The organism is Bradyrhizobium embrapense (assembly GCF_001189235.2).
GTDB lineage: Bacteria > Pseudomonadota > Alphaproteobacteria > Rhizobiales > Xanthobacteraceae > Bradyrhizobium > Bradyrhizobium embrapense.
Map to the genome: position 1 here is coordinate 250,495 of NZ_LFIP02000009.1, position 12,312 is coordinate 262,806.

Sequence of the window (12,312 nt, forward strand, 5' to 3'; positions counted from 1 at the left end):
CGGACAGATGGCGGTCGACCTCTTCAATGCGACGGCTTCGGCAGGTGTCGATGCATCGCGCCTGAAGGTCGCCGGCTCGATCAAGCAGGCGGCCGCGACCACCGGTACGAGCTTCGAATATCTGCTCACCACCGCCAAGATGGAATCCAATTTCAATCCGCGGGCCGGCGCCACGACCTCGTCGGCGCATGGGCTTTATCAATTCATCGACCAGACCTGGCTCGGCACCGTCAAGGAGGCCGGAAGCCAGCTCGGCTACGGCCAGTATGCCGACGCCATCACCAGGAATTCCGACGGCAGCTATTCGGTCAGCGATCCCTCTGCGCGCAGCGCGGTCATGAAGCTGCGCGACGATCCCGATGCGGCATCCTCGATGGCGGCGGTGCTGACGCAATCCAACAGCTTCAAGCTGACCGGCACGCTCGGTCGTCGCCCGACCGACGCCGAGCTCTATATGGCGCATTTCATGGGCGTCGGCGGCGCCGGCAAGCTGATCTCGAGCGCCGAGGACAGTCCGAGCGCCAATGCCGCCGCGATGTTTCCGAAGGCGGCGGCCGCCAACCAGTCGATCTTCTACGACAAGTCGGGCAGCGCGCGCAGCGTCAGCCAGGTCTATTCGGTGTTGACCACACGCTACGCCGCGGCTGCGAATTCGAGCGACACGCGCACGGCCTTTGCCGCGGCGGGCGGCGGCACCATGAGCCCGAATGCGATCGCAAGTGCTGCGCCGACGCAACCGCTGTCCATGGACACCGCGTCCTATCTTTCGACCTTCCCGAATGCTCGCGCGGCCTCATCGGCCGGTGCGATCTCGACCGTCGCCTCGGCGCAGCCGGCGCCGGCGTTCCGCTCGCTCTACCAGGGCGGCGACCGTTCGGAGCCGATCTCCCCGGCGGTGCACGAACTGTGGGGCAATTCTTCCGCGCTGACCACGTCGGCGACGCCGAAGGTCCGCGCGCCCGGGCGGCTTGATCTGTTCAGCGACCCGAACGGCACCTACAGCAACGGCTAGCGCCGTCTTGCTGCACGCGCGCAGCCCCTGCGCCGTGGCCGTCTTAACGAAACGTCAATAATCCCAAACGTTTATGGTGAACCCTTTGTTAAGCGTCATGGTTTATTTTTCCTTGTAGTGGCGTCGTATGTCGATGCCGTCTCGTTGCGTAAGCCGGCAGGACCATGATCGTTCGGCAGTTCATTAGTTGGATTAGGACCGCTCCAGCGGGCGAGCGGGCAGAGGCGACACGGGCGTTGGCCCGCGCCTGGCTCATTTCGGATCTCACCGAGGACGACCGCATCGCAGCCGAGGGCGCGCTGCTGATGCTGCTCGACGACCCGTCGCCGCTGGTGCGACAGGCGATGGCCGAGGTGTTTGCGTACAGCGCGGAGGCGCCGGCCACGATCGTGCAGGCGCTGTCGGCCGATCAGCCGGCGATCGCGCTGCCGGTGCTGGAGCATTCACCGCTCTTGATCGATGCCGACCTGGTCGACATCGTCGCGACCGGCTCCGACGAGATGCAGTGCGCGATCGCGCGCCGCGCCAGTCTGCCGGCCTCGGTTGCGGCGGCGATTGCCGAAGTCGGCTCGGCGGCGGCCGCGCTCGAGTTGATCGAGAATCCCTACGCCGGGCTTGCGCCGTTCTCCTGGGACCGCATCGTCGAGCGTCACGGCCATCTCGCGGCGATCAGGGAATCGATGCTGCAGCTGGAAGATTTGCCGTCGGCGACGCGGCTGGCTCTGGTCGCAAAGCTCTCCGACACGCTGGCGCAGTTCGTCGTCGCGCGAAACTGGCTCGGCGCCGACCGTGCCGACCGCATCGCCGGCGAGGCGAAGGAGCGTTCCACGGTGAACATCGCCGCGCGCGCCTTCGGCGACGACATGCAGAATTTGATCACGCATCTGCGCGCCACCGGTCAGCTCACCGCAGGGTTGATCCTGCGCGCGCTGCTGTCGGGCAATCTCGATTTGTTTGGCGCCGCGCTCGCCGAGCTGTCCGGACTGCCCTATGGGCGGGTTTCCGCGCTGTTGAACGACCGCGGCGGCAACGGCCTGCAGGCGTTGCTGCGGCGCGCCGGCCTGCCGGAATCCACCTACGCGGCGTTCCGCGTCGCGCTCGAGGCCAGCCACGAGGTCGGCTATGTCGACAGCGGCGACGGTGCGGCGCGGCTGCATCGCCGCATGGTCGAGCGCGTGCTGACCCATTGCGAGACCGATCATTCGGCCGCCGGGCCGCTATTGATCCTGCTGCGCCGCTTTGCGACGGAATCGGCCCGAGAGGATGCGCGCATGTTCTGCGAGGAGCTCGCCGCCGAAGACGCGATCGCGGTGCTGCCTTACGACGATGATCTGATCGCGGCCTGAAGGCCGCGTTTCCCGACATTGACGATATCTGAAGCCGTGGCCGCTGCCGCGGCGCGCTGCTATTCGCCCGGCACGATGCTCGGCGCGAGGATGGCCTCGAGATGCTCGGGGCGGTCGCGGTTGGCGTGGGTCAGGAATTCATCGGCGATGCCGCGAAGCTGCTTGCTCAGCACGCCGGCCACGATCGCGGTGTCGAGCTTGGTGCGGTTCCGCACGATCGCCTGCACGGCGTTGATGTGGTGGGCAATCAATTGAGACGGCACCGCGGCGAGGTCGGGCGCGTGCTCTATGATGCGGCACAGGCTCTCGGCCGCCGCCGCCGCCGAGGGATAACCGAATGTCGCGGCATCGCCCTTGATGTCGTGCGCAGCGCGGAACAGCTCCTCGCGCGTCTTGTCGTTGAAGCCCTCGCGCAGCACGGTGGCGTGCGCGGCGGAGAGGCGGTCGGCCTCGATCGTCATCCATTCCTTGAACTCGCCCGACAGACCTGCGAGGGCCTTTTCGGCGCGGCCGACTGGATCGTCGAGATCGCTCTCGGGAACGCGCAGCAGCACCTTGCGCAGCGGATTCGGCTGCGTGATGACATGGTGCGTGCCGAAGCTCTTGACCTCGATGGCGCCTGGTTTGTCCTTGGAATTGTCCTTGGCCATGACGGTTCCTAAATGGCGGAGCGCGCCTTCTCGAGCAGCGACGGCTGCTGCAGGATTTCGACCTCGCCGCTGCCGCGGCGTTCGGGACCGATATAGGTGTTGGTGGTGTTGCGGCGGCGGTCGGGGCCGAAATAGGTCTTGGTCTTGATGAACGGGCGTGGATTGGCGACCACGTTCATGATGCGCTGGTAGAGGCCCTTGGCCGAGATCGGCTTGGCCAGGAATTCGGTGACGCCGGCATCGCGCGCCACGGTGACGCGGCGCTTCTCGGAATGCCCGGTCAGCATGATGATCGGCGCATAGGGATTGCCCTTGGACTCCGGCTGCCGGATCATCTGCGCGAGCTCGAGCCCGTCGAAGATCGGCATCGACCAGTCGGTGATGACGATGTCGGGCACATAGTGGGTGTACATCTCGAGCGCGGTGGCGCCGTCCTCGGCCTCATAGACCTCGCGCGCGCCGAACGAATGCAGCAGCGTCCGCAGGATGCGGCGCATGTGCGGATTGTCGTCGCAAATCAAAAATCGCAGCTTGTTGAAATCGATGCGATACATGGTCCGGCCCTGATAGGGCATTACCTCGCCAATGCGGTATTACCCGACGTTAACCATATCCCGCCCGGGGTTAATGATTGGTTGCCGGGCTAGGGGGGATGCCGCGCGCCGTCAATAGCCGAACTGCTCGCGCAGGATGCGCTCTTCCAGCGAGTGGCCGGGATCGAACAGCATCCGCATCGCGATCGTCTTGTCGGAGAGCACCTCGACCCGGCGAACGTCGCGGACCTCGTCATGGTCGGCGACCGCGGCGACCGGGCGCTTCTCGTCCTCGATCACCTCGATCACCACGAAGGCGGAGTTCGGCAGCAGCGCGCCGCGCCAGCGCCGCGGCCGGAACGCGCTGATCGGAGTCAGCGCCAGGAGCGCCGCATTGATCGGCAGGATCGGCCCCTGGGCGGAGAGGTTGTAGGCGGTCGATCCGGCCGGCGTCGCCACCAGGATGCCGTCGGCCATCAGCTCGGGCATCCGCTCGTGCTCGTCGATCAGGATGCGCAGCTTGGCGACCTGGTAGGTTTGCCGGAACAATGCGACCTCGTTGATGGCGTGATGCAGATGTACCGCGCCGTGGATGTCGGTCGCGCGCATCAGCAGCGGATTGATGAGCGACTCCCGCGAGGCCGCAAGCCGCGTGCGCAGATCATGCGTGGAATATTCGTTCATCAGGAAGCCGACGGTGCCGCGATGCATGCCGTAGATCGGCTTGCCGCTGCGCATGTTGGCGTGCAGCGTCTGCAGCATCAATCCGTCGCCGCCGAGCGCAACCACGACGTCGGCATCGGCCGCCGGATGGTTGCCGTACATCGCAGTCAGCTGCTCGAGCGCCGCCTGCGCTTCCGAGCTCGCGCTGGCGACGAAGGCGATCTTGTCATACCGCTTGGAGCTAGCCATCGCTCACGAACTCGTTTGGCACGGAACACGCCGCGCTCGTCTATACATCCCGGGCGGCCTTGTCGAGGTGGTCCGGGAGCGGACCGCATGCCTTGCCGGTGCCGCCAAGCTAGCGCAGTTTGCGGATGAAATGCGTAAATGTCGGCCCAGGGAGTGAACGGCATGGCTAACAGTTTTGCGACACGGCTCACCGCGGCGTTGCTGGTGGCCTGCCTCGCAACCGCGGCGCGGGCCGACGACGAGGCGTCGCAGCCATCGCCGTCGCCGAGCGCGCAGGCCGCGAGCGGTCAGAACCCAAGCGGCCAGAAGGGACGGGCAGGGCGCGGCGAGACCGGCTCCGGCTCCGGCGCCAACGCCACGGCCACCACGCCTGCCGCCGAGCAGCACCGCCTGCCGCCGGATTCCACGACCAAGCAATCGGTCGCGCTGCCCGGCCGCACGCTCAACTTCAGCGCGACCGCGGGCTCGATCCGCGTGTTCGACGACAAGGGCGAGCCGCTCGCCGACATCGCCTATACCTCCTATCAGCTCGATGGCGCCGAGAAGGCGAGCCGTCCGGTAACGTTCCTGTTCAACGGCGGGCCGGGCTCCGCGTCGGCCTGGCTGCAATTCGGCAATGTCGGGCCGTGGCGGCTGCCGTTCGACGGCGATGGTGCGGTGTCGTCGGCATCGCCCGAGCTGCAACCGAACGCCGACACCTGGCTCGATTTCACCGATCTCATCTTCATCGATCCGGTCGGCACCGGCTACAGCCGTTTCGTCACCACGTCGGAAGAGGCGCGCAAGCGCTTCTTTACGGTCGACGGCGACGCCAATTCGGTCGCGCTGGTGATCCGCCGCTGGCTGGAGAAACATGACCGGCTTACTTCGCCGAAATATGTCGCCGGCGAAAGCTATGGCGGCATTCGCGGACCGAAGGTGGTGCGCAATCTGCAAATGCAGCAGGGCGTCGGCGTGCGCGGCCTGATCCTGATCTCGCCGGTGCTCGATTTCCGCGACTATACCGGCTCCAGCATCCTGCAATATGTCGCGAGCCTGCCGACCATGACGGCGGTCGCGCGACAGGCCAAGGCGCCGGTGACGCGCGAGGATCTCGCCGACGTCGAGAGCTACGCGCGCGGCGATTTCCTGCTCGATCTCGTCAAGGGGCAGGCCGATGCCGAGGCCACTGCGCGGCTCGCCGACAAGGTCGCAAGCCTGACCGGCATCGATCCGGCGGTGAGCCGCCGGCTCGCCGGCCGCTTCGACATCGGCGAATTCCGCCGCGAGTTCGATCGCAAGAACGGCAAGGTGACCGGCCGCTACGATGCCTCGATCGAAGGCTTCGATCCCTATCCGGATTCCAGCTCCTTCCGCTTCAACGATCCGTCCGGCGATCCCCTGATGGCGCCGCTGACCAGCGCCGCCGTCGATCTCACCACGCGCGGACTGAACTGGCGGCCGGACGGCTCCTATCATCTGCTCAGCGAAAGCGTGAACAAGGGCTGGGAGTTCGGCCACGGCATCAGCCCGCCGGAATCGGTGACGCAGCTACGCCAGATGCTGGCGCTCGATCCGAAGCTGAAGCTGCTGATCGGTCACGGCCTGTTCGATCTCGCAACGCCGTACTTCGCCTCGAAGATCATCCTCGACCAGCTGCCGGCCTTCGCGGGTCCGAGCCGCACCAGGCTCGTGGTCTACCCCGGCGGCCACATGTTCTATTCCCGCGACGGCTCGCGCCAGGCATTCCGCAAGGAGGTCGAGGCGCTGGTGAAGTGAGCGGGTTTGGTTAGCCATAGGTCTCCACGATGAAGTCGATCAGCGCCCGCAGCTTCGGTGTCATCTTGCGGTGCCTCGGCCACAGAATCTGCCGCGCGCGGGCTTGCGTCGTGTAGTTCGGCAGCAGCACCTGGAGCCGCCCCGCGGCGATATCCTCGGCCAGCAGCTCATCGCGCATCAGCACGATGCCGGCCCCGGCCAGCGCCGCATAGCGGATGCCGAACGCGTTGTTGATGGTGAGGCGGCTTCCGACATCGACATGCACTTCGCCCTCCGGCCCAAAGAAGCTCCACCTCCGCGCGTCCGACCAGCCGGGATAGCGCAGGCATTCATGGTGGATCAGATCGCCTGGATGGGACGGCGTGCCGCGCTCGGCGAGATAGCTCGGCGCGGCGCAAACCACGCCGGCGTAAGGCGATAGTGCGCGCGACATCATGGTGGAGTCGGTCAGCGTGCCGACCCGGATGGCGGCGTCGAGGCCTTCCTCGAGCAGATCGACCATCTTGTCGCTGAGCACGAGCTCGACCGACACCTCCGGATACATTCTCATGAAACGAACCAGCGCCGGCGCGAGGCTGTACGAGCCGAAGGCGACCGAGGTCGCGACGCGGAGCTTGCCGCGCGGCGCGCTCAACGCCTCCTCGACCAGCGCATCGCCGGCCTCGGCCTGTTCGAGCAGATGCTTGCAGTGATCGAGGTAGCTGCGGCCGAGCTCGGTGAGGCCCTGCCGCCGGGTCGACCGGTTGATCAATTGCGAGCCGAGCCGATCCTCGAGAAAGCGGATATGCTTGCCGATCATGGTCGGCGACATCCGCAACTCCTTGGCCGCCGCGGTGAAGGAGCCGAGATCGGCGACACGGGCGAACACGGACATGCTGGTCAGTCGATCCATGATTATAAACCAATTGTCATTTCACTGTGGACCAAAGCGTCGCTTATAGCCTGTAAGATTTCTATTTATTACCATGAGTGAGTAATCGACGCGATGAGGGTTCGATTGCTTCGAAATACCGCCGAATTCGCCCCGAGGGACGCGATCCCGCGCGGGGCTCGAACCAGGACAGGAGTGTCAGGATGCCTTTCCAGATCACGATCAACGGGACCAGTCATTCGGTCGATGCCGACGGCGATACGCCGCTGCTGTGGGTGTTGCGAGACGTGCTCGGCATGACCGGCACCAAGTTCGGCTGCGGCATGGCGCTGTGCGGCGCCTGCACGGTGCATCTCGACGATAGCGCGGTGCGCTCCTGCATCACGACGATCGACAGCATCGGCGACTCCAAGATCACGACCATCGAGGCGGTCGGCAAGACGCCGGCGGGCAAGAAGATCCAGGACGCCTGGCTCGCGCACGAGGTGCCGCAATGCGGCTACTGCCAGTCCGGGCAGATCATGTCGGCCTCGGCGCTGCTTGCGAGCAAGCCGAAGCCGACCGATGCGGACATCGACGACGCGATGTCGGGCAACATCTGCCGCTGCGGCACCTACGTCCGCATTCGCGAAGCCATCAAGCAAGCCGCGCAGTCGGGAGGTTGAGCCATGACGCTGTTGGACAATCTGTCTGAGCGCGCCGCCGATCTGTCGCGGCGCAATTTCCTTCGTGCCACTGCCGTGGCGGGCGGTGGTCTGCTGCTGAGCGTGAGCCTGCCGTTTGCAGGCCGCGAAAGCGAGGCTGTGGCGGCTGGTGACTTCGCGCCGAATGCCTTCATCCGGATCGGCAGCGACGGCAAGGTGGTGCTGACGATGCCCTATGTCGAGATGGGGCAGGGCACCTACACCTCGATCCCGATGCTGATCGCAGAAGAGCTCGAGATCGGCTTGACGCAGGTCCAGCTCGAGCACGCGCCGCCGAGCGACAAGCTCTATGCCAATCCGCTGCTCGGGGTGCAGGCCACCGGCAATTCGAACGCGATGCGCGGCGCCTGGCAGCCGATGCGCAAGGCCGGCGCCACCGCGAAAGCGATGCTGGTCGCCGCCGCGGCGAAGCGCTGGAACGTCGAGCCTGGGACATGCCGCGCCGAGAACGGCGAGGTGCATCATGCGGCCTCGGGACGCAAGCTCGGTTACGGCGAGCTGGCGGCTGACGCGGCGCAGATGCGGGTGCCGGAGAATGTGACGCTGAAGAGCCCGGCCGAGTTCAAGCTGATCGGCACGCCGGCCAAGCGGCTCGATACGCCCTCCAAGATCAACGGCTCGGCGGTCTACGGCATCGACGCACGGCCACCCGGTGTGAAGATCGCGACGCTGGCGCAGTCGCCGGTGTTCGGCGGCAAGGTCAAGCGCGTGGACGATACGGCGGCGAAGGCCGTCAACGGCGTCCGCCAGATCGTGAAGCTCGACGACGCAGTCGCCGTGGTGGCCGATCACATGGGGGCGGCGAAGAAAGGTCTCGCGGCGCTCACGATCGAATGGGACGAGGGGCCTCACGCCAAGCTCGCCACGTCGGATATCGCGCGCGAGCTCGAAGCCGCCACCACGAAGCCCGGCGCGGTCGCGCAGAATGTCGGCGACGCCGACAAGGCCTTGGCGGCTGCAGCGACGAAGCTCGAGGCGAGCTATCAGCTGCCGTTCCTCGCCCATGCGACGATGGAGCCGATGAACTGCACCGTGCATGTGCGCGCCGATGGCTGCGAGATCTGGGTCGGCAACCAGGCGCTCTCGCGCGTGCAGGCGGTGACTGCGAAGATGCTGGACCTGCCGCCGGAAAAGGTCGTGGTGCACAATCATCTGCTCGGCGGCGGCTTCGGCCGCAGGCTCGAGGTCGACGGCGTGATCCGCGCCGTGCAGATCGCAAAGCAGGTCGACGCGCCGGTCAAGGTGGTGTGGACCCGCGAGGAAGACATCCAGCACGACATGTACCGGCCGTACTGGTGCGACCGGATTGCGGTCGGCCTCGATGCATCCGGCAAGCCGGTCGCCTGGAACAACCGCTTCGCCGGCTCTTCCGTCATCGCGCGATGGGCGCCGCCGTTTTTCCGCAACGGTCTCGACCCCGACACGACGGAAGGCGCGATCGATCTGGTCTACGACATTCCGAACTTCCACGTCGAATATGTCCGGGTCGAGCCGCCCGGCATTCCGACTTCCTTCTGGCGCAGCGTCGGGCCTTCGCACAACGTGTTCGTCACCGAAAGCATGATTGACGAGATGGCGGCGGCCGCCAAGCAGGACCCGGTCGACTATCGCAAGGCGCTGCTCGGCAAGTCGCCGCGCGCCAGGGCGGCGCTCGAGCTCGCGGCGGCCAAGGCCGGCTGGGGCAGCAAGCTGCCGGCCGGGCGCGGCCGCGGCGTGTCGCTGCAATTCGTGTTCGGCAGCTACCTCGCGCAAATTGCCGAGGTGGAGGTGGCCAAGGACGGTTCGGTCCGCGTCCACCGCGTCGTCTGCGCGATGGACTGCGGCACCGTGGTCAATCCCGACACGGTGCAGGCGCAGTTGCAAAGCGGCATCAATTTCGGCGTCACCGCCGCGCTCTATGGCGAGATCACGCTAAAGGACGGCCGCGTCGAGCAGACCAATTTCGACAGCTACCAGATGCTGCGCATCGATCAGGCGCCAGCCATCGAGGTCCACATCGTACCGAGCACCGAGCCGCCCGGCGGCATGGGCGAGACCGGAACGTCGGGCATCGTGCCCGCGATCGGCAACGCGATCTTCGCAGCGACCGGGAAGCGGCTGCGGAAGATGCCGGTCGATCCGGCGGTGTTGAAGCAGGCGTGACCGATTGCATGATACCCTAAGGGGGTATATAGCTGCTCCCGGTTCGCAGCAGGCTGATTTGCGGTTAGCATGCTGCTTGGGTGCGATCGGAGCGATCGGGCGGGTGTTAGTGCGACTGAGCAGGTCAGGGCGGGTGCGGGCGGGATGTGCCATTATCCTGGCCTATCTGTTCTGCGTGCTCGCGCCGTCCATCGCGCTTGCGTTCGGAGCGCCGTTTCCGTGCCTGACCGATCGGGTCCAGCCGGCCGTCGCGGTGCATGTGCATGATGCCTCGATGGCGCACGCCGATGGCGCCGCGCACGTTCATGCCGGCCACGATCATGCCGGCATGCATATGCATCACGCGGCCGATGGCGCCGAACCGCCGGTCAAGCACAGCCACGATGGCAAGAGCGCCCCGGGACCGTGCTGCGCGATGATGTGCGTGTCGGCGCTGCCGGCCGTTCTTCCGCTCGTCGCCGGTCCGTTGCATCCGATCGCGACCCGTCTCACTGAAGCCTTCCAGAGCCTGCACGGCGAGGCGCCCGCGCGACTCTATCGTCCCCCCATCGCCTGATCCGCAGCTGACATCGTGGCTGCGCCGCGCGCGTGCGTGCGCATGCCTGTCATTCATCTGAAGATCGGGACAGACCCATGTATTCGCATTTCGGCGCGAGGCTCGCCGCCGTGGCCACACCGCGTGGCAACCGGCTTGGCCGGCGCGCGCCGTTCACATTCGTGTCGCGGATCGCGGCTGCCATCGTCGCGGCCGCACCGCTCGCCGGCTGCATGGCCGACGGCCGGCCAGTCGCCAGCGCAGCCGATCCGGCCAACCCGTCGGCGCACACGGCCAGCGTCGGCTACCGCTCGACGATCGCGCCCTACAGCAGCCTGCGGCCGGCGACGCCGCTGCCCTGGCGCGAGCGCAACGATGGCGTGACGCCGCCGGCGAAATCGAAGTCGGATCGGTAGGAGGGCGCCATGCGATATCTGGCCATTGCGCCGATCCTGCTGCTGACATCCGCGCTCGCGGGATGCGCCTCGTTCTCGCCCGACAGCGGCATGGGAGTTGTCTCCGACGTGACGGAGAAGGCGATCGGCAAGGACGTTGCCTTCGTTCGCACCCAGGACGAGGCCGCGACTGTCGACGCCGCGGTGAAGCGGCTGCTCGCCCGCAATCTGACGGCGGATGCTGCCGTCCAGCTCGCTCTGCTGAACAACAAAGGCTTGCAGGCCGCCTATAACGAGCTCGCGCTGGCGGAGACGGATCTGGTCGCCGACAGCCTGCCGCCGAATCCGACCTTCTCGGCCTCCCGCATCACCGGAGGCGGCGCCAGCGAGGTCGAGCGGCAGGTGGTCGGCGACATCCTGGCGCTGGCGACCCTGCCGGCGCGCTCCGAGATCGCGCGCGAGCGCTTTCGTCAGGCGCAGCTCAAGGCCGCGCTCGCTACTTTGCGGCTCGCCGCCGAGGTGCGGCGCAGTCATATCGCGGCAGTGGCCGCGAACGAAACGGTCGCGCTGCTGACGGATGCGAAGGCGACCGCCGAATCGACGGCGCAGCTTGCCAAAAAACTCGGCGAGACCGGCGGCATGAACAAGCTCGACCAAGCCCGCGAGCAGGTGTTCTATGCCGAGATCACCGCCGATCTTGCCAGCGCGCGGCAGAACGCGGCGAGCTCGCGCGAGCGGCTGGCGCGTCTCTTGGGATTGTGGGACGGCGATCTCGGCTTCCGGATTCCGAACCAGCTCCCGGCGCTGCCGAAGCGGCCGCTGGACCAGCCGTCGATCGAGGTCGCGGCGGTCGGCCACCGTGTCGACCTGCAAATCGCACGGATGGAGATTGTCGCACTCGCCAAGGCGCTCGATCTCACCGATGAGACGCGCTTCGTCACGCTGCTCGACGTCGCCGGCATTGACAGGCGGACGCGCGATCCCGAAGGCCCGCCGTTCAGGGAGCGCGGCTTCGACGTCCAGTTCCAGATCCCGATCTTCGACGGCGGCGAGGTGCGGGTGCGGCAGGCGGCGGAGACCTACCGGCAGGCGATGAACCGTCTGACCGAGAAGGCGATCAACGTCCGCTCCGAGGCGCGCGACGCTTACCGCGTCTATCGCTCGGCTTACGACATCGCGAGCCACTACCAGCGCGAGGTGCTGCCGCTGCGGCAGATCATCACCGAGGAGATGCAGCTGCGCTTCTCCAGCATGCAGGTCGACGTGTTCGCGCTGTTGACCGAGGCGCGGCAGCGGCTCGCCTCGCTGCGCGCGGCGATCGACGCCAAACGCGACTTCTGGCTGGCGCAATCCGACCTGCAGACCGCGATCAATGGCGGCGGCCCGGCGGGCGGGCCATCGACACCATCTTCCGTCGCCTCGGCCGCACCCGCGGCAGGCGGCGATCATTGAAT

The 12,312-nt window shown here is 66.6% G+C and carries 12 protein-coding genes; 8 read left to right on the forward strand and 4 right to left on the reverse strand.

Annotated elements, in window-relative coordinates:
* Positions 1-7 precede the first annotated feature (7 nt).
* Positions 8-1,012, forward strand: coding sequence for a transglycosylase SLT domain-containing protein (locus tag AKN83_RS31080; protein ID WP_157113652.1), 1,005 nt, complete (start codon positions 8-10; stop codon positions 1,010-1,012).
* A gap of 164 nt (positions 1,013-1,176) precedes the next feature.
* Positions 1,177-2,358 carry a DUF2336 domain-containing protein gene (locus tag AKN83_RS31085; protein ID WP_050402836.1) on the forward strand — a complete coding sequence of 394 codons (1,182 nt, stop codon included), beginning with the start codon at positions 1,177-1,179 and terminating at the stop codon, positions 2,356-2,358.
* 59 nt (positions 2,359-2,417) lie between these two features.
* On the opposite strand, the gene AKN83_RS31090 is transcribed toward AKN83_RS31085, so the two are convergent.
* From AKN83_RS31090 to AKN83_RS31100, 3 genes are all read right to left on the reverse strand, one after another.
* Positions 2,418-3,008, reverse strand: coding sequence for an Hpt domain-containing protein (locus AKN83_RS31090; protein WP_050402835.1), 591 nt, complete (start codon positions 3,006-3,008; stop codon positions 2,418-2,420).
* Positions 3,009-3,016: 8 nt separating this feature from the next.
* Entirely contained in the window at positions 3,017-3,562 is a 546-nt protein-coding gene (locus tag AKN83_RS31095) for a response regulator (protein WP_050402868.1), read from the reverse strand.
* 111 nt (positions 3,563-3,673) lie between these two features.
* Entirely contained in the window at positions 3,674-4,453 is a 780-nt protein-coding gene (locus AKN83_RS31100) for an NAD kinase (RefSeq protein WP_050402834.1), read from the reverse strand.
* A 162-nt stretch (positions 4,454-4,615) separates the two neighbouring features.
* Here AKN83_RS31100 and AKN83_RS31105 point away from each other — a divergent pair, with 162 nt between their 5' ends.
* Positions 4,616-6,211: a S10 family peptidase gene (locus AKN83_RS31105; protein WP_050402867.1), complete on the forward strand. Its 1,596-nt coding sequence runs from the start codon at positions 4,616-4,618 to the stop codon at positions 6,209-6,211.
* Between the two features lie 10 nt (positions 6,212-6,221).
* On the opposite strand, the gene AKN83_RS31110 is transcribed toward AKN83_RS31105, so the two are convergent.
* A complete protein-coding gene (locus tag AKN83_RS31110) occupies positions 6,222-7,103 on the reverse strand; it encodes a LysR substrate-binding domain-containing protein (RefSeq protein WP_050402833.1) in 882 nt (293 codons plus the stop codon).
* A 182-nt stretch (positions 7,104-7,285) separates the two neighbouring features.
* On the opposite strand from AKN83_RS31110, the gene AKN83_RS31115 reads away from it, so the two are divergent.
* From AKN83_RS31115 to AKN83_RS31135, 5 genes are all read left to right on the forward strand, one after another.
* A complete protein-coding gene (locus AKN83_RS31115; protein ID WP_050402832.1) occupies positions 7,286-7,747 on the forward strand; it encodes a (2Fe-2S)-binding protein in 462 nt (153 codons plus the stop codon).
* A 3-nt stretch (positions 7,748-7,750) separates the two neighbouring features.
* Positions 7,751-9,928 (forward strand): xanthine dehydrogenase family protein molybdopterin-binding subunit, encoded by a 2,178-nt coding sequence (locus tag AKN83_RS31120; RefSeq protein ID WP_050402831.1) that lies wholly within the window; start codon positions 7,751-7,753, stop codon positions 9,926-9,928.
* Between the two features lie 103 nt (positions 9,929-10,031).
* Positions 10,032-10,484, forward strand: a complete 453-nt coding sequence (locus AKN83_RS31125; protein ID WP_050402866.1) for a hypothetical protein — start codon at positions 10,032-10,034, stop codon at positions 10,482-10,484.
* 77 nt (positions 10,485-10,561) lie between these two features.
* The gene (locus AKN83_RS31130) at positions 10,562-10,879 is read left to right on the forward strand and encodes a hypothetical protein (protein WP_050402830.1); all 318 of its coding nucleotides are present in this window, start codon (positions 10,562-10,564) and stop codon (positions 10,877-10,879) included.
* Between the two features lie 9 nt (positions 10,880-10,888).
* Positions 10,889-12,310: a TolC family protein gene (locus AKN83_RS31135; protein WP_050402829.1), complete on the forward strand. Its 1,422-nt coding sequence runs from the start codon at positions 10,889-10,891 to the stop codon at positions 12,308-12,310.
* The last annotated feature ends 2 nt before the right edge of the window (positions 12,311-12,312 follow it).